Origin of the sequence: Marinobacter vulgaris (assembly GCF_003344045.1) — a bacterium.
GTDB lineage: Bacteria > Pseudomonadota > Gammaproteobacteria > Pseudomonadales > Oleiphilaceae > Marinobacter > Marinobacter vulgaris.
This window is the reverse complement of record NZ_QFWX01000003.1, coordinates 546,612-567,544: the sequence shown is the minus strand read 5'-3', so window position 1 is coordinate 567,544 and position 20,933 is coordinate 546,612. Positions and strand designations below refer to the sequence as shown.

19 protein-coding genes are annotated in these 20,933 nt (G+C 55.8%); 8 read left to right on the top strand and 11 right to left on the bottom strand.

Annotated features, from left to right (window positions below):
- Positions 1-13 precede the first annotated feature (13 nt).
- From DIT71_RS08830 to gloB, 3 genes are all read right to left on the bottom strand, one after another.
- Positions 14-1,837 (bottom strand): extracellular solute-binding protein, encoded by a 1,824-nt coding sequence (locus DIT71_RS08830; protein ID WP_114612816.1) that lies wholly within the window; start codon positions 1,835-1,837, stop codon positions 14-16.
- A 26-nt stretch (positions 1,838-1,863) separates the two neighbouring features.
- The gene (locus DIT71_RS08825; protein ID WP_114612815.1) at positions 1,864-3,588 is read right to left on the bottom strand and encodes a lytic transglycosylase; all 1,725 of its coding nucleotides are present in this window, start codon (positions 3,586-3,588) and stop codon (positions 1,864-1,866) included.
- A gap of 167 nt (positions 3,589-3,755) precedes the next feature.
- Positions 3,756-4,541 carry a hydroxyacylglutathione hydrolase gene (gene gloB / locus DIT71_RS08820; protein ID WP_114612814.1) on the bottom strand — a complete coding sequence of 262 codons (786 nt, stop codon included), beginning with the start codon at positions 4,539-4,541 and terminating at the stop codon, positions 3,756-3,758.
- Positions 4,542-4,657: 116 nt separating this feature from the next.
- Here gloB and DIT71_RS08815 point away from each other — a divergent pair, with 116 nt between their 5' ends.
- The 4 genes from DIT71_RS08815 to DIT71_RS08800 all read left to right on the top strand — a co-directional run bounded on the left by DIT71_RS08815 (position 4,658) and on the right by DIT71_RS08800 (position 8,600).
- A complete protein-coding gene (locus DIT71_RS08815) occupies positions 4,658-5,476 on the top strand; it encodes a class I SAM-dependent methyltransferase (protein WP_114612813.1) in 819 nt (272 codons plus the stop codon).
- The gene (gene rnhA / locus DIT71_RS08810) at positions 5,476-5,919 is read left to right on the top strand and encodes a ribonuclease HI (RefSeq protein WP_114612812.1); all 444 of its coding nucleotides are present in this window, start codon (positions 5,476-5,478) and stop codon (positions 5,917-5,919) included. The genes DIT71_RS08815 and rnhA overlap by 1 nt, the downstream gene beginning before the upstream one ends.
- A 14-nt stretch (positions 5,920-5,933) precedes the next feature.
- Positions 5,934-6,644, top strand: a complete 711-nt coding sequence (gene dnaQ, locus DIT71_RS08805) for a DNA polymerase III subunit epsilon (protein ID WP_114612811.1) — start codon at positions 5,934-5,936, stop codon at positions 6,642-6,644.
- 249 nt (positions 6,645-6,893) lie between these two features.
- Positions 6,894-8,600 carry a chemotaxis protein gene (locus DIT71_RS08800; protein WP_114612929.1) on the top strand — a complete coding sequence of 569 codons (1,707 nt, stop codon included), beginning with the start codon at positions 6,894-6,896 and terminating at the stop codon, positions 8,598-8,600.
- Positions 8,601-8,681: 81 nt separating this feature from the next.
- Here DIT71_RS08800 and DIT71_RS08795 read toward each other — a convergent pair whose 3' ends face one another.
- Entirely contained in the window at positions 8,682-8,996 is a 315-nt protein-coding gene (locus tag DIT71_RS08795) for an SCP2 sterol-binding domain-containing protein (protein WP_114612810.1), read from the bottom strand.
- 197 nt (positions 8,997-9,193) lie between these two features.
- Here DIT71_RS08795 and sohB point away from each other — a divergent pair, with 197 nt between their 5' ends.
- Complete coding sequence (gene sohB, locus DIT71_RS08790) at positions 9,194-10,258, top strand: protease SohB (RefSeq protein WP_114612809.1); 1,065 nt, start codon at positions 9,194-9,196, stop codon at positions 10,256-10,258.
- A gap of 25 nt (positions 10,259-10,283) precedes the next feature.
- Positions 10,284-11,282 (top strand): YhdH/YhfP family quinone oxidoreductase, encoded by a 999-nt coding sequence (locus DIT71_RS08785; protein WP_114612808.1) that lies wholly within the window; start codon positions 10,284-10,286, stop codon positions 11,280-11,282.
- A gap of 113 nt (positions 11,283-11,395) precedes the next feature.
- On the opposite strand, the gene DIT71_RS08780 is transcribed toward DIT71_RS08785, so the two are convergent.
- The 4 genes from DIT71_RS08780 to metH all read right to left on the bottom strand — a co-directional run bounded on the left by DIT71_RS08780 (position 11,396) and on the right by metH (position 17,847).
- Positions 11,396-11,899: a DUF934 domain-containing protein gene (locus DIT71_RS08780; protein ID WP_114612807.1), complete on the bottom strand. Its 504-nt coding sequence runs from the start codon at positions 11,897-11,899 to the stop codon at positions 11,396-11,398.
- Positions 11,892-13,544, bottom strand: coding sequence for a nitrite/sulfite reductase (locus DIT71_RS08775; RefSeq protein ID WP_114612806.1), 1,653 nt, complete (start codon positions 13,542-13,544; stop codon positions 11,892-11,894). Before DIT71_RS08775 ends, DIT71_RS08780 begins: the two co-directional genes overlap by 8 nt.
- 328 nt (positions 13,545-13,872) lie before the next feature.
- A complete protein-coding gene (locus tag DIT71_RS08770; protein ID WP_114612805.1) occupies positions 13,873-14,109 on the bottom strand; it encodes a DUF2970 domain-containing protein in 237 nt (78 codons plus the stop codon).
- 39 nt (positions 14,110-14,148) lie between these two features.
- The gene (metH, locus tag DIT71_RS08765; protein WP_114612804.1) at positions 14,149-17,847 is read right to left on the bottom strand and encodes a methionine synthase; all 3,699 of its coding nucleotides are present in this window, start codon (positions 17,845-17,847) and stop codon (positions 14,149-14,151) included.
- A 195-nt stretch (positions 17,848-18,042) separates the two neighbouring features.
- Between metH and nfuA the strand changes: the two genes are divergently transcribed.
- Positions 18,043-18,630, top strand: coding sequence for a Fe-S biogenesis protein NfuA (gene nfuA, locus DIT71_RS08760; protein WP_114612803.1), 588 nt, complete (start codon positions 18,043-18,045; stop codon positions 18,628-18,630).
- A gap of 162 nt (positions 18,631-18,792) precedes the next feature.
- Positions 18,793-19,914, top strand: coding sequence for a DUF445 domain-containing protein (locus DIT71_RS08755; RefSeq protein ID WP_227538014.1), 1,122 nt, complete (start codon positions 18,793-18,795; stop codon positions 19,912-19,914).
- A 45-nt stretch (positions 19,915-19,959) separates the two neighbouring features.
- Here DIT71_RS08755 and DIT71_RS08750 read toward each other — a convergent pair whose 3' ends face one another.
- From DIT71_RS08750 to DIT71_RS08740, 3 genes are read right to left on the bottom strand one after another with little or no spacing between them, the layout of a single operon-like run.
- A complete protein-coding gene (locus DIT71_RS08750) occupies positions 19,960-20,286 on the bottom strand; it encodes a TusE/DsrC/DsvC family sulfur relay protein (protein ID WP_114612801.1) in 327 nt (108 codons plus the stop codon).
- Positions 20,287-20,289: 3 nt separating this feature from the next.
- On the bottom strand, positions 20,290-20,571 hold the full coding sequence (gene tusB / locus DIT71_RS08745; RefSeq protein ID WP_114612928.1) for a sulfurtransferase complex subunit TusB: 282 nt from the start codon (positions 20,569-20,571) through the stop codon (positions 20,290-20,292).
- A gap of 11 nt (positions 20,572-20,582) precedes the next feature.
- Positions 20,583-20,933, bottom strand: coding sequence for a DsrE family protein (locus DIT71_RS08740; RefSeq protein WP_114612800.1), 351 nt, complete (start codon positions 20,931-20,933; stop codon positions 20,583-20,585).

Sequence of the window (20,933 nt, the reverse complement as noted above, 5' to 3'; positions counted from 1 at the left end):
TCAGAGTTCTGCGTCATTGGTCAGTGCTTTTTACCCACCAGTTGTCAATATCAACACCGTTTTTGGGTACAGCGTCCGGGCGCTGCAGGAAGGTCCAGTAGGCGATGCGATCCTTGGGCAGGTACCAGTTCGGAACCACGTAATGGCCGTGGAGCAAAACCCGGTCCAGAGCGCGCACCCTGTGGACCAGCTCCTCGCGGCTTGGCGCCTGTATCACCATGTTGACGAGTTCATCCACCACCGGACTGTCGACGCCCATGTAGTTTCGTGATCCCTTCACATCAACCGTGGACGAGTGCCAGTATTCCCGCTGTTCATTGCCCGGGGAATCCGATTGCCCGATACTCTGGACGGTCATATCGTAGTCGAATTCGCGAATCCGCTGAATATACTGGTTGGTATCCACGAGACGGACCGAAACATCAATGCCCAACCGTGCCAGGTTGTTCTTGAACGGTAGTACCACCCGCTCGAAGGTCTTCTGATAGATCAGGATCTCGAACGCCAGCGGTTCACCGGTTTCGCTGTTCACCATGGTGCCGTCAACCACCTTGTACCCGGCTTCCCGCAACATAGTCAGGGCAGTGCGGAGGTTTTCACGCAGGCCACCGTCACCTGCGGTAGACGGCGGTTGATATTCTTCGAAAAAAACATCTTCCGGTAGCTGGTCCCGATAGGGCTCCAGAATTTCCAGTTCCCGGCCTTCCGGTAAGCCAGACGATGCCAGTTCACTGTTTTCGAAGTAGCTGCTGGTACGGGTGTATTGTCCGTAGAACAGGTTCTTGTTGGCCCACTCGAAATCAAACGCGTAAGCAAGGGCTTCGCGCACCTTGGGGTTACTGAATACGTCGCGGCGGGTGTTCATGGCGAATGCCTGCATTCCCGCAGGGCGGCTATGCTCAACCGCTTCGGTTTTTGCCTTGCCTGACTCGAACTGGTCACCGGTGTAAGCGGTTGCCCAGTTCTTGGCGGAGGATTCGACCCGGAAATCAAAGTTTCCGGCACGGAACGACTCGAGGGCGACGGTGTCATCCGAGTAGTAGTCGTATCGGATTTCATCGAAATTAAACCGGCCTCTGCGTACGCCAAGACCCTCGGCCCAGTAATCTTTGACGCGCTCGAAAGTTATTGAACGGCCTGCCTCAAAGTCTTTGATTCGATAGGGGCCACTGCCTACCGGTGGGGTCAGGCCGTTGTCTCCGAACTCACGGTCTTCCCAGTAATGACCGGGAAGAACGGGAAGCTGGCCAAGGATCAGGGGCAGTTCCTGGTTGTTGGTTTCGCCGAAATCGAAACGGATCCGCCGCTCACCCTCGACGGTGACTTCTGTCACGTCCGCGTAGTAGTTGCGATAAAAAGGGTGTCCCTGGGTGGTCAGCACGTCAAAGGAGAATTTTACATCCTCAGCGGTAATCGGTTCACCGTCCTGAAACCGTGCCTCTTTGCGCAGATTGAATATGACGTAACTTCGGTCATCAGGCGTTTCGATGGATTCGGCAATCAGTCCGTAGGCAGAGAAGGGTTCATCTGCAGACGCTTCCATCAGGGTGTCGTAAAGGTAGGTGTTGATGCCGGCCGCAGCCACGCCACGAATCACAAAGGGGTTGAAGGAATCGAAGCCGTTGGCCACGACGGCCATCCTTAGGGCGCCGCCTTTGGGGGCATCAGGGTTTACGTAGTCAAAGTGGGGAAAGCCTTCAGGATATTGAGCGTCCCCGTGCATGGCAATGCCGTGTTTCGCGGCTGTTTCGGCGAGGCTGGCCTGCCATGGCAGCAGAGCCATGGCAGCGAGAGTAAAAGCACTGATAAGGGATGAGGCTTTCCGCGTTTTTGTCATAGATCTCGCACGTTTCCGGTTCAGACTCAGGGACTGTTTCTTATATCAACATAGAGTACCAGACTTTGACCGGGCTGCAGATAACGGGATGTATTGAGGTCATTCCAGCTTGCGATGTCCCTGACATTCACAGCAAACCGGTTGGCGATGACGGAAAGGGAATCCCCCTTGCGGACCTGATAGCCGACCTTGCGAACCATGCCTTTAGCCCTGTCGTTACTGGCCAGCATCTTGGGTTGCTTGGATTTCGACCAGATAACCAGCTGTTTTCCGGGGATCAGTGGATCACCCGGAGCCATCCCGTTCCAGGAAGCCACTTGCCGTACAGAAACCCGGTGTTCGCGGGCAATATCCCAGAATGTATCGCCGGAACGGACGGTGTAGTCAACCCGGGTGCCGTCGGTGTTTTTGCCGCTGCTTTGCTGCTTTCTGGCCAGTCGTTCACTGGCGCTGAGGGCATAGGTGTCTGACTGCTTGGCCGCGGATGGGATCATCAGTCTCTGGCCGATGCGAATGATGTGGCTGTCCAATTTGTTGACCTGCTGGATAACCGAGGAGGTGGTGGAATATTGTCTGGCAATGGTGCTGATCGTGTCGCCGGATTGCACTTTATAGTTGTGCCAGGCTACCCGGTCGACCGGGGCGATACCTTTAAGCGCCGTGCTGAAGGTTTCGGCTTTCTCCCGCGGCACCAGGAGCCGATGAGGGCCTTCAGGTGATGTGGCCCAGCGATTGAACGATGGGTTGAGCAGGTAAATCTCATCAATGTCCACATCAGCCAGTTCAGCTGCCTGGGCGAGATCCAGCTGGGAGCCGGTATCTACGATTTCAAAATAGGGTTCGTCCGCCAGCGCGGGCAGTTCGATACCATACTTTTCTGGCTGGTCGAATATTTTCGCCAAAGCGATCAGTTTGGGTACGTAATGACGGGTTTCCCGGGGCAGGTCCAGGGACCAGAAGTCGGTGGGGGCGCTCCTGTTACGGTTGCGCCGCATTGCGCTGGAAACCGTCCCGCCGCCACTGTTGTAGGCGGCCAGTGCCAACATGTAGTCGCCGTCAAAACGGGTTGCCAGTCTGTCAAGATAGGTGAGCGCGGCGTCTGTGGCGGCAATTACGTCGCGCCGGTCATCGTGCCACCAGCTCTGTGTGAGACCAAAATATTTACCGGTTGACGGAATGAATTGCCACAGTCCGGCCGCACGGCCATGGGAATAGGCAAACGGGTCGAACGCACTTTCGACCACAGGAAGCAAGGCCAGCTCCGTGGGCAGGCCCCGTTTCTCGGTTTCAGTAACTATATAGTGCAGGTAACGGCTGCCGCGCTCGACCACACGGTTGATGTACTGGGGATGCTTCCTGTACCAGTTCAGTTGCGCCTGTACCCGAGGATCGCTGGCATCGTGATCCAGCGCAAACCCACCTCTCAGTCGATGCCACAGGTCCGGGGTGGCGGCAGGTTCTTCTGTGACCTGTTGTTCCGGCGTATCGAGTTTTTTTCTGGCGTCTTCCGCGGTTTTTTTCAGGGAAGGTTCAATGGCATCGTCAAGCCTGGTGCGGGAAGCCCGACCGGCAGGTTCACCGTCCGGTGACGACTCAATGGCCTCTTTCAGGTCGTCATCGCCGGCGGCAACGGTGAGCTTCTCTGACGCCAGTACATCGCCGGAGGTATTGGTTCCGAACCGGTCAAGAACGCTGCAGCCACTGGTGAGCACGCCGATAAGAACAAGAGTGGAAAATCGCGAGACCGTCATATGTTCTGCTTCCGAGTAGCTGGACCGAGCCGGGTTTAACTGTCTTAAAACCCGGCATATTTAATAAGTTAGGGTGCAAAGGTTACACGAATTCTATTGGAGCGCCTTTGAGAGGGTCAACAAGACCTACGTTACGGCGTTGATAGGAATTGTTACCTGCCTCCTGGTCAGAATGTGTCTTTGCCGTGGCGGGTTGCTGCAAAGACTTCATTGTCTGATTTGACTGGCTCCGACGCGTGGCGGTTTGCAGCGTCGATAACCGCCTTGTCATCCCAGCGCAAGAACGGGTTCAATCGCTTTTCGTCGCCGAGGATCGAGGGCACCGTGGGTTTGCCATCTTCGCGCAACTTCTGGCAGCGGGCTTCAAACTCCTTCAGTGATGTATCATCCGGCAACCAGTTGCGGGCGAATTTCAGATTGGCCAGGGTGTACTCGTGAGCGCAATACACGGCTGTCTCGTCCGGCAGCTCCCGCAGGGTTTCCAGGGACTGCTTCATCTGTTCCGGTGAGCCTTCAAACAGCCGACCGCAACCACACACAAACAGGGTGTCTCCGCAGAACAGAAGCGGACGCCCATTGACCGGGACGTTGGTGTAGTAAGCGATATGGTCCAGGGTGTGGCCGGGAACGGCGAGAACCTCGAACGTCAGAGTTTGCCAGACGACCTCGTCCCCTGGGTGCACCTCGCTGTTGGCTCCTTTGAAGGGAGAGTTGGCAGGACCAATGATACGGCAGTCGTGCACTGTCCCAGACAGCTTGCTCACACCGCCGACATGGTCAGGGTGGTGATGGGTTACCAGAATCGTGTCCAGCTCCAGCCCCTGATCGGCGAGGAACTCAATGACGGGTTCTGCCTGCCCGGGATCCACCACCAGCGCCTTGCGGTCTTCACTGTTGGACAGGCACCAGATGTAGTTATCATTGAAAGCTGGAATAGCGTCGATGGTCAGCATAGGCTCCCACATGTGCAATGCGAATGTGCCTGTTATCATAGTGCATTAATCCCGGCGTCCCAACACCGGGACCGCAATGAACGCCTGATGAAGGTCAGTCAAGAGGGAAGGTAGCGATGAGCCAGGCAGGTGAGGTGAATTATTCCGCCCGACATGACAGCTTTGAAAGCTGGTTTAAGACGCCCCTGGGCCAATCCCTGTTGGCAGACCAGAAAGCCTGTGTCGAGCACCATGCTCGAAAGCTCTCGGGCGCCCGGCAGCTGCAGGTCGGGCTCAGCCAGCAATTTCCGCTGGCATCTGCTACCGATTTCGCCCAGCGAATCCGCACCACACCCACCTGGGATTCGGCGATCCCTGAGGGCGTAGCGGTGTGCGACGCCGATGAATTGCCTTTCCCCGGGGATTCCATGGACCTGGTGATTCTTCATCACACAGCTGACTTTTCGCCCCATCCGCACCAGGCTCTGCGAGAGGCCTCGCGGGTTCTCAAGGGGGAAGGAGTGATGCTACTGATCGGCTTCAATCCCTTCAGTCTCTGGGGCCTGAGAAAACTGTTTTCCAGGCATCAGGGTGGTCCCTGGGGCGGTCGTTTCATGATGAGGCGTCGGATGGAGGATTGGCTGCGGTTGCTGGATTTTACGGTGGAATCCGCAGACTCTTCATTTTTCCGGATGCCCCTTCAGCGGGCGGTGTTGAACGAACGTAAGAGCCTGATGGAAAAGGTATGTGGCAACCGGTTTCTTCCGGTGGGCGCCTATTACTGTATCCTTGCCAAAAAACGGGTTTACTCCAGGCTTCCCCGCAAGCCGGTCTGGCAGAGCAGCAAAGTGATTGCACTGCCTGGCAGAGGTGCCGTGGGCGCCTCCCGTCTTTATCCGGGCAAAGGCGGCAGCAAGTCTGCCGCAGTCAATCATAATCATGTTGAGGAATGCTGATGGCCGGTAAGGTTGTTCTCTACACCGATGGCGCCTGCAAGGGAAACCCTGGCCCGGGTGGCTGGGGTGTGGTGCTGAGCTATGGCAATGCCAGTAAAAAACTGCACGGTGGCGAAGGTAATACTACCAACAACAGAATGGAATTGATGGCCGCGATACGCGGCCTTGAGGCGTTAAAGCGACCCTGTGAAGTGGAGCTGTATACCGATTCCCAGTATGTCCGCAAAGGTATAACGGAATGGATGCATGGCTGGAAACGCAACGGTTGGAAAACATCGGCGAAAAAACCGGTCAAGAATGAAGACCTCTGGCGGGAACTGGATAATGAAGTGGCAAGGCACAAGGTGAACTGGCACTGGGTCAAGGGGCATTCTGGCAACCCGGGCAATGAACTGGCAGACGAGCTTGCCAACCTTGGCGTGGAAGAACTGGCGAATGCTTAACCAACGGGGCTGAGATGAGACAGATAGTACTGGATACAGAAACAACCGGTATCGACCCGGCAGAGGGTCACCGGATTATCGAAATAGGGTGCGTGGAATTGATGGAGCGTCAGACCACCGGGCGCCACTATCACGTGTATGTGAATCCGGAAAGAGAAGTAGAAGCCGAGGCAATTACCGTCCACGGCATAACCAACGAGTTTCTCGCAGACAAACCCAGGTTTGCGGACATTGCCAATGAGTTCTTTGACTTTATCGAAGGCGCCGAACTTGTCATTCACAACGCCGCGTTCGATATCGGCTTTATGGATTCGGAATTTGCCCGCCTCAAGCCGGTTCGCAAGACGGCGGATCATTGCGGTGTAGTGGATTCCCTCGCCATCGCGCGCAAAAAACATCCGGGGCAGAAAAACAGCCTGGACGCACTGTGCAAACGGTATGGTGTCGACAACAGCAGCCGGGACCTGCACGGGGCCTTGCTGGACGCCGAGATTCTGGCCGACGTCTACCTGCTGCTGACGGGCGGTCAGACCGCCTTGTCACTGGATGCCGGCAGCGATGAAGCCGGGGGCGGAGGCGGTATCCGCCGGCTGGCCGCAGACCGCAGGCCGCTCAATGTTGTCCGGGCCAGCGATGATGAGTCCTCTGCCCATGAAGAATTCATGGCACTGCTTGCCAGCCGGTCCGGTGGGACAGTCTGGGACAAGCTGGCATCCAGCGATTAAGCCGCCCCCAAAGTGGGTCCTGGTTCAACAATGAGAACTGTGGCGGAACGTACGTTTTGTTACATTCCCGCTTTCTTGAGCCGCTTGAATTTTGTGTTATAAGTAATGATAAGTTCGCGGGTTTTCCGCGAACTTTTATTTTTGTCGGGACGAATAAATCCGGCGCATAAAAAGGCTCCAAAAAAACCGGAAGGGTCACATTCCAGGAACATGGCGCGGCAGTTTCCGCATAATTTACAGGAAGCGTTTATGGTTCAATCGTCTCTGGCGACGAAGTCACAGTCATTTGATCTGGTCAAAAGTGAGATTGAACAGACCATAAGACAGGCAGAGTCCAACCTGGAACGCTTCCAGGAAAATCGGGAGAGCGGTGAGAACCTGCAGAACTGTGTGGATTTTCTGAACCAGCTCCGCGGTATTTTTATTCTTGTTGAACTGCGGGCCGGCACACTGTTGTGTCAGGAAGCGGTAAGCATGGCGAACGACGTTCCGGTCGGCGCCAACGATGACAAGAACATACTCCTGACCACGCTTAACAGCGCCCTGTTCATACTGCGCCGTTATGTCGAGTACTACCATCAGCAGCGTGCTGATCATCCCGAGCTTCTATTGCCGGTTATCAATGACCTGCGTGAGGCGCGGAAGGAAAAGCCCTACCCGGAGTCCTGTTTTTTTGATGTCGATCTGGAAGAGCGGCCTGATTTCTGTGCCGATCTTGTTATGCCGCCCTTTGAAGGGAACGAGGCGGAATATGAAATTCTGGCCCGTCGTATGCGCCTGAGCTTTCAGGTTGCGCTGTTGGGCATTCTTCGTGACAAGAATGAGGCGGTCAGCAAAAAGCTGTTCAGTCGCGCTGCTCGAGGTTTTGCGCGGCTATGTCAGGGTCAGCCAATGGCGCAGATGTGGTGCCTGGTGGGGATTGTTGCTGACACCATGCTTGATCGAGCCATGGGGTTCAGTAAAGCCCGCAAGCGCATGTTCATGAGAATTGAAAAGTATTCCCGCGAAGTGGTGTATGTGGGGCAGGTGGCGACGGCAAAGGATGCGCCGGACTCCCTGATCCGGGATCTTGTCTATCTGTTGTACCGCAGCGGTTCCGCAAATCCCGAGGTTACCTCTGTGCTGTCGGCCTTCCGCCTGGCACCGGCCGAATTTCCGGACTCCATGCTTGATGCCCATGCCCGCCGGCTCTATGGCCCGGGCTCGGACGTGCTCAAATCCCTCTCTACTGCCCTGCAGGACGAACTGAATCAGCTCAAGGACAAGCTGGATATTGTCGAGCGCGGCATCGAGCCTGACCTGGCTGAGCTGTCTTCCATTGCCGATGCCCTGGAGCGTATGGCAAACACCCTGGTCATGCTCGACCTGAACCAGCTGGGAACCATGGCCCGCGCAGAAGCGAACAAGCTGCGAACCTGGGAGGAAGAGAAACGGCTGCCGGTGGGGGATGAGCTCTACAAATTGGCGGACTCGGTGCTTGGCATCGAAGATGCCGTGATGCAAATTGTAACCCGGGGCATCACCTCGGAAACGGATGCGCTTGCGGGTGGCCAAAGGAACCGGGAGGAGTCCCTGTACCTGAAAGAAGCCATGTTCGTGGTGGCCGATGAGGCCAGAAGTGCGCTGACTCTCGCAAAGCGGGCGATTACAGCCTTCATTGAATCCGACTACGACAAGCTCCACCTGGCCAACCTGCCGGGAACCCTGCACAGCATCTGGGGTGGTTTGCATATGCTCGATGATGCGGGCGCCGCGTCCGTGCTTGAGCGGGTGGCCGGGTCTATCCAACAACGTCTGCTTGATGCCAGGGAAGCGCCGCAGCCACAGGTCCTGGAGGCACTGGCGGATGCTCTCACATCCCTTGAATATTATATCGAGAGTATCGGCAAACGGGAGGAGCGTAACGCTGACTTGTTGCGGCTCGCGGAATCGTCCCTAGCCGATGTTGGGCTATAGGCCAGTCTACCGGGGACCTGATACAAAAACCCCTGCCGCGAGCGCGTGCAGGGGTTTTTTGTGGGCTGGTCCAAAAGGCGTTCAGCCCATGTTGAACAGTTCGCCCAGTTTGGTTGCCAGCATCATGTCGCCTTCGGCGCGCAACTGGCCGGCCATGAACGCCTGCATGCCATCGGTTTCGCCTGACACGATGCCTTTAAGGGTTTCGGAATTCATGATCAGCGTGACAGAAGGATCGTCGTGGGCACCTTCGACCGCCTTGCAGGTGCCATCCTTGATAATGACGTGGTAGGTCTTGTCGTCTTCGATATCGAACTGGAATACCAGGTCAAGCCCTTCAGCGGCGTCTGCGTTGAAATTCTGTTCAAGCTTTTCAAAGATTTGAGCTACAGACATTAGTTTACCCTTATTGGTGTTTGTCTTGGCGTATTGACGGCGGGCGAGCCGACGTAGCAATCGACTTTAGGGTGAGACAATAGCGCTGTCAAGCTCGATCGAACGCTTGTTTTAATTTTCTTTATTAAGGGGATGGGTTGTACCTCTGGGCGCCTCAGTTACAATCGAGCGCTAAAGAATCACCCTGGAGAAGCAACTTGGAATTTCTGACAGAGTTCGGTTTGTTCATTGCGAAAACGGTCACCCTGGTAGTGGCTCTGATTGTTGTCATTTCGGTGATTATGTCCGCGGCACAGAAAGAAAAGGATGATCACGGTGGCGATGGCGAACTGCGGGTTCGCAAACTCAATGAAAAATACCGCAAGCTGAAGGATGCGCTTCAGGAAAAGCTGCGCAGCGACGCCGAGCACAAAATCTTTGAAAAAGCCCGCAAGAAAGCAGAAAAAGCAAAAGCGAAGGCCGCCAAGGCCAAGCGCAAAGCGGGTGACGCCGAGGAAGAGGCCAAGCCCAAGGTCTATGTGCTGGATTTCGATGGCGATATCAAGGCCAGCGACACTGATTCTCTGCGCAGGTCGATCACTGCCGTGCTCAGCGTAGCGGAACCGCAAACCGATGAAGTGGTCATCCGCTTGGAAAGTGGCGGTGGCCTGGTGCACTCCTATGGTCTCGCGGCGGCACAGCTGGACCGCATTCGCGCAAAGGGTATCAAACTGACTGCGTGTGTTGACAAGGTGGCCGCCAGCGGCGGTTATATGATGGCCTGTGTTGCGGATCGCATCGTGGCGTCGCCGTTTGCCATTCTGGGCTCCATTGGCGTTGTCGCCCAGTTGCCGAACTTCCATCGGTTCCTGAAGAAAAACGATGTGGATTTCGAGGTTCTCACTGCCGGAGAGCACAAACGGACCATGACCATTTTTGGGGAAAACACCGAGAAGGGCAGGGCGAAGTTCCTGGAGGATCTTGAAGATACCCACGTTCTGTTCAAGGAGTATGTCGGGGAGCGTCGCCCCGGGCTGGACATGGCCGCCGTCGCCAACGGGGATATATGGTTTGGCCGGCGGGCCCTTGAGGTCAATCTGATCGACGAAATCAAAACCTCCGACGAATTTCTCATTGAAGCCTGTGACCGTGCCGACGTAATCTCGGTAAGTTATCAACGCAAGCGCACACTACCGGAAAAGCTCGGCCTGGCCACCAGTGCGGCACTTGAGCACACCGTATGGCGGGTACTGAGCGCGTTCCGCAATCAGAAAATCCAGTAGAGCCAATAACAACGGGGAAAACATCATGACAAATGACACCGAGTTCAAGGCATGGCGTGTTCAGGAACAGGATGGCGAGTACGTTGGTTCGGAACAGACACTGCACGTATCGGACCTGCCCGAGAATGACGTTCTGATCCGAGTCAGCCATTCTTCCCTTAACTACAAGGACGCCCTGTCCGCCTCCGGGAACAAGGGCGTTACCCGTAAATTCCCCCACACACCGGGTATTGATGCCGCCGGAGAAGTGGTGGAAGCCACTGCTGGCCCTTTCTCTGCCGGCGACATGGTATTGGTCACGGGCTACGACCTTGGCATGAACACGGACGGTGGTTTTGGCGAATACATCCGCGTACCAGCAGACTGGTGTGTGGCGATGCCCCAGGGTTGGGATGCACGTACCGCCATGATCTATGGCACTGCCGGCCTGACAGCCGGCCTGAGCGTGAAAAAACTGCTGACCATGGGTGCGAGTCCCGAGCAGGGCAAAGTCGCGGTCAGTGGCGCCAGTGGTGCGGTAGGCAGTGTGGCCGTCGAGCTTTTGGCTAACCTCGGCTTCGAAGTAGTCGCTATCAGCGGCAAGCAGGACCAGGCAGAAGTGCTCAAGAATCTGGGCGCTACAGAAATCCTGGGTCGTGAGGCGTTGGCTACCGAAAAGAAACCCATGCTCAAACCTGCCTTCGCAAACGCTGTCGATACCGTAGGCGGTGGCCCTTTGGCAGAACTGCTGAAGCAGATCCACCCGGGCGGCTCTGTGTCCTGTTGCGGTCTCGTGGCCGGCCCGCAACTGGAAACCACCGTGCTGCCGTTTATCCTCAGGGGAAACAACCTGCTGGGCGTGGATTCGGTGGAGATTCCGATGGCTGAGAAGCAGGCGGTATGGGACAAGTTTGCCGGTGAATGGGCGTGCAAGAAAACGGAAGCGTCTGCCCGTGATATTGGGCGTAGTGAGCTGGATGCGGCGTTGAAAGCGTTTCTGAAAGGGGAGTCTTCAGGGAAGATTGTTCTCGATCATTCAAGATAATGAGTAGCGATTTGTGGTCGGGCAGGACATTGTCCGACTACACAATCGTTGCTCAAACGTAGGTCGATAGAGCGCAGCGAAATTCGACCTACGGTTGACGTTGGGAGTAGGAATCAGGACGCCCGGCGGCGGAACAGGGGGACATCTGTATCCGTGGCCGCCTGATAACCCTGGGTAAAGAAATTCAGGCAACGCGCTGCCTTGTTGATGTCCTTATCCCCGCGCAGCACGTAGGTATCAAAACCACAGCGCTTCATGAACTGCAGCTGATCCAGCAACACATCTCCCACGGCCCTGAGCTCATGGCGGTAGTGCAGCCGCTCACGCAGAATCCGGGCAATACTGTAACCACGACCATCACTGAACTTAGGAAAGTTCACCGCAATCACCGGAAGCTCATTGGCAACCCCGGCCAGAATCTCCGGCTCCTCGTGACTATCAAGCCAGACCCCGATGTCATCGCGGTCTTCGAAGTGCTCCTTGCCCGCCAACCAGAGATCGGCGGGAATCAGTGCAGGCTGGTGCGGGACATCCAGAGACTCTCCATCAGCCGGTCTGGGAACCACAACCCATTCGTCGTGACGGATACTACCGTCGCTGGTAATCAAATCAGGCATAAACCCGCTCCTTGAATGGCTCAATGCCAATACGGCGGTACGTGTCCAGAAAGGGCTCTTCCTCTGTCCGGTTGTCGACGTACACATTAATGATTTTCTGAATCACTTCGGGCATATCATCCCGGGCAAACGATGGTCCCAGAATCTTGCCGATGGCAGCATCGTGATGGGATGAGCCGCCCAGACTGATCTGGTAGAACTCCTGGCCTTTCTTGTCGACACCCAGTACACCAATGTTGCCCACATGGTGGTGACCACACGCGTTCATACAGCCCGAGATATTCAGGTCAATATTGCCGATGTCGTACAGGTAATCCATATCGTCAAACTGGCGCTGGATAGACTCGGCGACGGGTATGGATTTGGCGTTGGCCAGGGCACAGTAATCGCCGCCAGGGCAGCAAATCACATCTGTCAGGGTGTTCAGGTTCGCGGTGCCAAAACCCATCGGAGTGACGGCCTGCCAAAGCTCGAACAACTCGTCCTTTCGGACGTCCGCCAATACCACGTTCTGCTGATGGGTAACCCGCACTTCACCAAAGCTGTACCGGTCAGCCAGATCTGCAATCTGCTCCAACTGACGATCACTGACGTCCCCCGGAGGCGTACCGGTCTTTTTCATGGTCAGGGACACAATGGCGTATCCCGGCTTCTTGTGGGTGTCCACATTGTGGCTGATCCACTGGTCAAACTCGCGGTTTTCAAAGCGTTGGCCCGCCAGGGTTTCCGTAACCTCCGGAATTGGCTGGTAGTCCGGCTCAGTAAAGTAGCCCTGGAACTGGCTGATGGCTTCCGGGGTCAGGCGGGTGGGAGAGTCCTTGATGTGGGACCATTCATCTTCCACTTTCGCCGCAAAGCCTTCCGGAGTCAGAGCCTTCACCAGGATCTTGATGCGGGCTTTGAATTTGTTGTCGCGGCGGCCATAGCGGTTATAGACACGCAAGACAGCTTCCAGGTAAGTCAGAAGGTCCAGCTCCGGCAGGAATTCACGACTCACCGGGCCGACCATGGGGGTGCGACCGAGACCACCGCCAACGTGTACCCGGAAGCCAAGCTCGCCCTGATCGTTACGAACCATCTGCAGGCCAATGTCGTGAACCTGGATGGCAGCGCGGTCAGTATGTTCGGACGCGTTCACCGCCACTTTGAATTTGCGGGGCAGAAAGGCAAACTCCGGATGGAAGGTCGACCATTGCCGGATGATCTCGCAGTACGGGCGAGGATCGGCTATTTCATCTGCCTGCACACCGGAAAACTGATCGGTTGTGGTGTTGCGAATGCAGTTGCCGCTGGTCTGATTGGCGTGCATTTCCACTTCTGCCAGTTCTGCCAGTATGTCCGGCACGTCTTTAATCTCAGGCCAGTTGAGCTGGACATTCTGGCGTGTTGTAAAGTGGGCGTAACCTTTGTCATAGTCCCGCGTTATGCGAGCTAACCGGCGCAGCTGTGTGGATCGGAGCATTCCGTAGGGAACGGCGATACGCAACATCGGCGCAAGACGCTGTACATACAATCCGTTCTGAAGCCGCAGGGGAAGAAACTCGTCTTCACGCAGCTCACCAGCCAGGGCCCTTTGGGTCTGGTCCCGGAATTGTTCAACCCGCTCGGCAGCCATCTGCCGATCGTGCTCGTCGTAAACATACATAGTGGAACGCCTTGCTGAAACGCTGGAAATAGGGCTTTGGAGCCTGTTCTTGCGAAGGAGAATATCACTGCGCCGTTATTCTTAAAATGATTATTTCAAAATATGGTTATCGATTTGAGTGATATAGAAAGGGAGATATTGCTGGACGGATAGCACATTTCAGCCTAGATTTAGAAAGGCGTGCTTGAAAAAACAGACAACAACATAGCGGGGAAAGAGTATGAAGAAGATAACGCGAACAGATAGCCAGGCCGATGCAGTTGCAGCCGTACTGCTGATTGTTCTTGTCGTTGCCTTTGCAGTCATCTGGGTGTCCGGCCAATAGTCCCTATTGACCGGAAAGCACCACCTTGACCACGACGATCAGAGTAACGACAAAACCGGCGGTGAACAGGATACCGGCGATAATATAGGGCCAGGGACTGTGGCTCGAGAAATCTTCCTCCCGGCGCTTGTCGGACTGCACTCCCAGTGCGCCCGCGAGGATGCTCTGCATGACTTTGAGCACGCCCGGTCCTTTTTTAGAATTGGCGGGCTTTCTTCTGTTGTCCTGTCTCTCGGCCATACTACCTTCCAGCTAATCAGTGTTGGATTGCCGGCGGTGTTATTCCGCCGGGTCGTAAGCGAGGCTGGGAGCCAGCCAGCGTTCAGCCTCCGCTTTCGATATCTGCTTGCGTTCAGCATAGTCTTCAACCTGGTCTGCGCCAATCTTGCCCACTGCGAAGTACTTTGATTCCGGGTGGGAAAAGTACCATCCGGATACAGCCGCCGTGGGAAACATGGCAAAGCTTTCGGTCAGTTCCAGTCCCGCGTTCTCCGGAGCATTCAGCAGCTCAAACAGGGCTGCCTTCTCGGTATGATCCGGGCAGGCCGGATAGCCGGGTGCCGGGCGGATGCCTTGGTAGCGCTCGCGAATCAGATCCTCGTTTTTCAGCGTTTCGTCGCTGGCGTATCCCCAGAACTCCTTCCTGACCCGTTCATGCAGATGCTCAGCGAAGGCCTCGGCCAGGCGGTCGGCAAGCGCTTTCACCATGATGGCATTGTAGTCGTCGTTGTTATTCTTGAACTCAAGAGAGAATTCTTCCGCCCCGATACCGGTGGTGACTGCAAAACCACCAATATAATCGCAGGGGCCGTCCCCCTCCGGTGCCACGAAATCTGACAGCGCCATCATCGGCTTGCCTGGCGCCTTGTCATCCTGCTGGCGCAGGTGGTGCAGGGTGGTGAGCTCCGTCTGACGACTTTCGTCAGTGTAGAGCACAATGTCGTCGCCACGCCGGTTGGCTGGCCAGAACCCGATGACGGCTTTTGCAGAAACGCGCTTTTCGTCGATCATTCGCCGCAGAATTTTCTGGGCGTCTTCGAAAAGTGTCCTGGCAGTTTCGCCCCGCTTGGGATCATCGAAGATCGCCGGGTATTTGCCCGACATATCCCAGGAAATGAAGAAGGGTGTCCAGTCGACATAGTCGAGCAGCTTTTCCAGGTCGTAGGTTTCAAAAGACCTGACCCCGATAAAACTTGGCCGGGGAGGCTCATAATTGTTGAAGTCGAGCTCGGGAGCCCGATCGCGAGCTTCCTGGAGTGATACCAGCTTGGTGCGTTCACCACGGTTCTTGCGGCGTTCGCGGATGTCGTGGTATTCGGTTCGCGCAGCGTCTACCAGTGCTGGTTTCGCGGTCTTGCTGAGCAGCTGGGACGCCACGTTAACGCAGCGGGAGGCGTCCGATACGTACAGGGCGATATCGTTCCGGTAATGCTGCTCGATCTTGACTGCCGTGTGGGCCTTGGAGGTGGTGGCGCCACCAATCATCAGCGGGATGTGGAAATCCAGCCGCTGCATTTCCTTGGCTACATGCACCATCTCATCCAGCGACGGAGTAATCAGGCCACTGAGACCAATGATATCCACGTTCTCTTTCTTCGCAGTCTCCAGGATCTTGTCGCAGGGCACCATCACGCCCATGTCGATGACTTCGTAGTTATTGCACTGCAATACCACACCAACAATGTTCTTGCCGATATCGTGCACGTCGCCCTTGACCGTCGCCATCAGGATCTTGCCTTTGGCTTTCTGCTCCTCGGTTTTTTCGGCCTCGATGTACGGAATCAGGTGGGCGACCGCCTGTTTCATGACGCGGGCGCTTTTGACCACCTGGGGCAGAAACATCTTCCCATCGCCGAACAGATCGCCAACCACGTTCATGCCGTCCATGAGCGGGCCTTCAATCACCTCAATAGGGTGATCGGCCCGCTGACGGCAGGCTTCCGTGTCGTCGATGATGTAGCTGGTAATACCCTTGACCAGGGCGTGCTCAACCCGTTTCTCGACCGGCCACTCCCGCCAGGCCAGGTCTTCCTCCTGGGTTTTTCCGCCTTTGCTGCGGTAGCGTTCGGCAATTTCAAGCAGCCGGTCGGTTGCGTCGTCGCGACGGTTAAGAACCACATCTTCGACCAGCTCTTTCAGCTCCGGGTCGATTTCGTCGTAGATCACCAGTTGCCCGGGATTGACGATACCCATGTTCATGCCCGCTTTGATGGCGTGATACAGGAACACAGAATGAATGGCTTCCCGAACTGCGTCGTTGCCGCGGAATGAGAAGGATACATTGCTTACACCGCCGGAAATGGAGGCATGGGGCAGCTTCTCGCGAATCCAGCGACTGGCGTTGATGTAATCCACCGCGTAGTTGTTGTGCTCTTCAATGCCGGTGGCAATGGCGAAAACGTTGGGATCGAAAATGATGTCTGCGGCGTTGAAACCTATGTCCACAAGCAGGTCGTAGGAGCGTTTGCAGATCTCTGTTTTGCGTTCATAGGTGTCGGCCTGGCCGTCTTCGTCGAAGGCCATGACTACCACGGCGGCGCCGTAGCGCATGCAATCCCGGGCGCGCTTGAGGAATTCTTCCTCGCCTTCTTTCAGACTGATGGAGTTCACCACCGCCTTGCCCTGGATACAGCGAAGGCCGGCCTCAATAACATCCCACTTGGACGAGTCGATCATCAACGGAACGCGGGAAATGTCAGGTTCGGAGGCTACCAGGTTGAGGAAAGTGACCATGACCTCCTTCGAATCCAGCATGCCCTCGTCCATGTTGATGTCGATGATCTGGGCACCGTTTTCCACCTGGTCACGGGCAACACTGAGCGCCTCCTCGTACTGCTCTTCCTTGATCAGTCTCAGGAAACGTTTGGACCCGGTGACGTTTGTACGCTCACCCACATTGATAAAGAGGGTGTTTTCATCACCGGTGAAAGGCTCCAGGCCGGACAGGCGTAGCGCTTTCTTGGGCGTGGGGATTTTACGGGGCGGATACTTGGAAACCGCGTTGGCGATGGCCTCGATATGGTCAGGCCGGGAGCCGCAACAACCGCCAATGATATTCAGGAAGCCATCCCGGGCGAATTCCTCGATGATGTCCGCCATCTCTTCCGGGGTCTGGTCGTATTCGCCAAACTCATTAGGCAGGCCGGCATTGGGATGGGCGCTGACGTAAGTGTCCGCCTTGTTGGAGAGTTCCTCCACGTAGGGGCGAAGCGCGTCGGCACCCAGGGCGCAGTTCAGGCCCACGGAAATGGGTTTGGCATGGGCCACGGAATTCCAGAAGGCCTCGGTGGTCTGGCCGGACAGGGTTCGACCGGAAGCATCGGTGATGGTGCCGGAGATCATGATCGGCAGCTCGATACCGCTGTCGATAAAATACTGCTGAATGCCGTAAATGGCGGCCTTGGCATTCAGGGTGTCGAAGATGGTTTCAATCAGGATCAGATCACAGCCGCCCTCGACCAGTCCATCAACCGCTTCGTAGTAGTTATCCACCAGGGTCTGGAAATCAACGTTGCGGTAACCCGGGTTGTTTACATCCGGTGAAATGGAGGCTGTTCGTGAGGTAGGCCCAACGGCACCAGCCACGAAACGTGGCTTGTCCGGGTTGCGTTCGGTAAATTCATCAGCAATCTGGCGTGCCAGTTTTGCCGCCGCCACGTTCAGCTCTCTGGCAATAGACTCGAGACCATAATCCGCCTGGGACAGTTGAGTTGAGTTGAACGTGTTGGTTTCTATAATATCCGCGCCGGCGTCCAGGTAGTCCGCGTGGATATTGCGGAGCAGGGCCGGCTGGGTGAGGTTCAGCAGATCGTTATTGCCCTGGACTTCCCGGTCATAATCAGCAAATCGCTCGCCACGGAACGCTTCCTCGTCCAGTTTCAGGTTCTGGATCATGGTTCCCATACCGCCATCAAGAATGACAATCCGTTCTTCAAGAGCGTTTTTGAGTTGTTGCAGGCGGGTGTTGCGATCGGTCATAGAAATTACTTCCGGGTGTCGTATTTGACGTAATTTGTCACAGTGGCGCGGGATAATAGCAAAATTGGCAAAGGCCGTCCCACGGGTTGATGATGTCGATCAATGAGCCAGGTAAAGTCTGACTATTTTACTTGGTCTTTCATGTTGGAGCGAACTGACCTAAAATACGCTTATATTTACTAACGGGTTGCAATTATGGCTTTGGTTACGGTGACAGATCCCGCACGGGACTACCTCGCACAACTTATCGAAAAACAGGACGTTGAGGGCATGGGTGTCCGTATCTTCGTGACCCAGCCCGGGACCAAGAACGCTGAAACCTGTCTGGCCTACTGTCCGCCCAATGAAATTGTGCCGACGGATGAGCAGGTGGATCTCGGTAAGTTCACCCTGTTTCTTGATCATAATTCGGTTCCGTTCCTGGAAGAAGCCTATGTGGACTATTCGAAGGACCAGATGGGTGGGCAGCTGACCATCAAGGCACCCAATGCCAAGGTGCCAATGGTGGACGACGACGCTCCGCTGCCGGACAGGGTACAGTATGTTCTGGCTTCAGAGATCAACCCGAACCTGGCTTCCCACGGTGGCGAAGTGTCGCTGGTTGAGATTGTGGACGAGTCTGTGGCGGTCCTCCGGTTTGGTGGTGGTTGTCAGGGTTGCAGCGCCGTAAGCCTGACCCTCAAGCAGGGTGTTGAGTCCACGCTGAAGGAGCGGGTGCCCGAAATCTCCGCCGTGCGCGACGTAACTGACCACACGGTGAAAGAAAATGCCTACTATCAATAGGGCAACGTCCTGATTTGACGTATATTCAAAAGCCGGCGACAGCCGGCTTTTTTGTATCAGGGCACATATCTGATGGGGTTTGTCTTGGTTGATGTAGCACTTCTGTCTGTGCCGCTCGTGGCTGCTATGGTTGGCTGGCTTACCAATTGGCTGGCTATCCAGATGTCATTCTATCCCATCAAATTTGTGGGTGCCGGGGTATTCGGCTGGCAGGGCGTGATTCCCCGCAAGGCCGAAAAAATGGCCCATATCTGCGTCGACCAGACACTCCGCCAGTTTGGCGATCTGAATGCGGTCTACCAGAAGCTTGAACCCCACAGAATCGCGGAGCAGGTCATTTCCCAGGTGGGCCCGCGGATGGATGAGTACATCGATGAGATCATGTACGACACCCAACCGTTGCTGTGGGATAACCTGCCATTGTTCGTCCGCAATCGCATCTATCAGTGGGGGCGTGAGCAGTTGCCCGCCAGGATCGAGCCACTTGTGGAGGATTTTGGTGATGACCTGAGTGATCTGGTGGATCTGAAAGCGCTACTGAGCCGTGAACTCGAGTCCCATCCGGACCTGATGAACCGTATATTCCAGCAGGCCGGCTCGGTGGAGCTTCGCTCGGTGATCCATCGGGGGGCGGTGATCGGCGCCGGTCTCGGAGCGATCCTGGCACCTCTCTGGGCGCGCTATCCGGAGCCCTGGCTGTTGCCGGCGGGAGGATTTGCCATAGGATTTCTCACCAACTGGATTGCCATTAACCTGATATTCCGCCCTTTGCGCCCCCGGCGCTTTCTGTTGTGGAAGGTCCAGGGACTATTTCTCAGGCGTCAGCCAGAAATCAGCGATGTCTGGGCAAGACTGGTGGCTGAGGAACTGATCACGGTTGAAAAAATTGCTGATGCGATGATCAACGGCAGCCACGGCGACCGCACCCGGGCGATCATTCAGAAGCATTTGCGACCACTTCTGGACCATTCCGTGGTCATGAAACTGACCGCCCAGGTAACTGTGGGCATGACGGGTTACACGGAACTGAAGAAAGCCATGAATGAAAAGGCTGTGCTGGCAACCCGTGATGTGTTCGGAGACCCGGCGTTCAATCGGGACAGGGCCCCGGTGGTGGCCAGCGTGCTGGCCAGCCAGATGAAATCGCTGAGTCCGGCAGAGTTCCAGAACATACTCAGGCCGGCGTTCCGGGAAGAGGAATTCCAGCTCATGGTCGTGGGTGGGGTGCTCGGTGCCCTGGCCGGAGGTCTGCAGGTTATGGTCTTGAACAATGTTTTCGCCTGACGTATTTGCCTGACCGGAGGGATGACGCAAAGCCTCCGGAATAAGCTACAGGCAGTTTGTCGGGCGCGGCAGGCCGGCGATGCGGCAGGCCGTTTTTGCAGGGGTTCCGGGAAACAGCTGCATCAGGTAGATGCTGTTACCCTTGTCCTCCCCGAAAGTCTCTTTTACTGCCTTCACGAACAGCCGGTTAGAGGGGGGCGATAGTTCATGTTGTTTGTAAAATAAACGTAGAAACTCTATGATCTCCCAGTGTTTATTGGTCAGATCAATGCCATCTTCCCGGGCAATAGCCTCGGCAACCTGAGGCTTCCATTGCTCGGGAACTTCCAAAAAACCTTCATTGTTCCTTTCAGGCATCGGGGTATCAGTCATGGGTCACCAGCTAATGACATTTTCAGCAGATGCGGTCAGATCCACCATTCCATCGAATGACACTGTCTGATCCGTGCTGACTTGCGAGGACAGCCCTCGTGCCTCGAGATCCGCTGCCAGCGCAAAACACCGCTCGCTATCAATCCCTGAAAGCCGGGTAACGGCCAGAACTCCGTTTTCGGTCAACAGCAACCCGTCCCCTGGCCCGATAGCACGGAGGCATAGCCGGTAACGGCTATGCTCCGGCGGCTTATTGAGAATATGCAACGTTTTAAGTGTGATCATGGATTTCATTCCTAGCCTGCAAATGCCACGTGGTCAAAGCGGCCAGTCAATTCCTTGCCCAGATCGGTGATGGTGACGTGATCGAGCAGGGCAGCGTCATCCAGACCGTACTGATCACAGGCGCTGCGGTCGGCAAGCAGAGCTTCCACGCCGAAGACGGGCGCCGCAGCCAGATTGCGCTCAATGGATTTCTGTTGCACCTCTGCGGCGTCCTGTCCTTTACGTAGCCAGTTCACTCCGGCACCACAGAAAAGCAGTGACACGGGTTGATCGAACGCAGCCAGGGAAAAGGCCATGTCCAGCGCCTCACGGCCTTCCCAGGAGCCGTAGGGCGGCTGGTCAATAATAATCAGCGTGCTCAC